Source organism: Oleiphilus sp. HI0125 (genome assembly GCF_001635355.1).
This window is the reverse complement of record NZ_LWGF01000332.1, coordinates 1-825: the sequence shown is the minus strand read 5'-3', so window position 1 is coordinate 825 and position 825 is coordinate 1. Positions and strand designations below refer to the sequence as shown.

Annotated in this window: 2 protein-coding genes; both read right to left on the bottom strand. The window is 44.6% G+C overall.

Annotated elements, in window-relative coordinates:
• The coding region (locus tag A3762_RS04770) for a hypothetical protein (protein ID WP_156493237.1) at nucleotides 1–427 on the bottom strand (427 nt) is incomplete at its 3' end.
• A gap of 12 nt (nucleotides 428–439) precedes the next feature.
• Nucleotides 440–825: hypothetical protein (locus A3762_RS27075; RefSeq protein WP_197469025.1), on the bottom strand; the 386-nt coding region annotated here is incomplete at its 5' end.

The following is an 825-nucleotide window of genomic DNA, read 5'->3' as shown; positions in this document are numbered from 1 at the left end:
CAATCAACTGATGTTCAGTAAATAGCACCGAAGACCACTCGGTTTTTGTTGCGGCTCCAATAGAAGACACACCATTCACATCACCAAAATCAATGGCTTGAGTATTCACTGTAAGGCCATCATCAAGTCTCGACAAATATGCGCCTCCAAATAAGTGATCAAACAACGACACCTGAAACACTTGCTCTTTTATATCCACCTCAAACGTCGCTAAGGGGTTTGGATATATCAGCGCACTGTCATCAACCAGTAATGGATCACCTGACACATCGTGCGCGAGGCCAAAGATGTGCTGACCAATCACCTTGCCGCTTTGGAGTTGCCCCTTTTCAGGATTATCGGTCTCTTGAGCAAAGAGATTCTGAGCCAACAAAAAAGATAGGAGTGATACGCCTAAAGCGATATTAAGAGGGAATTTACGAATCATGGCTTTTGCTCCTTAATACTTCATCGAGAAGCCCAGTTCGATTTCTCGACCTGGCTTGCGACGTTCAACAATTTCACCGCCCTGAACTTTTTCTACTTCACTGTCGAGCAAGTTTTTGAGTTTGAACGAAACACCATAACCAATACGTTTCTCTTGATCGTCGTAGGTGTCATTCAAGCCCCACTTCACAACGAAATCTAGGCGATGAAATGGCTGTTCATAAACGTCCGGCGTACCGTTAATACCAAGCGCAGTGATGCGCTCACCATAGACGTTGTATAAAAACAAGGCGCTTCGACGGGTAAAGAAATTGTCGTAACCAAACTTTAAGTTCGCCACATAAGGTGACTGCCCTTGCATCGGACGAGAGGTACTAGTTAAACCATTTGAGGCTACAT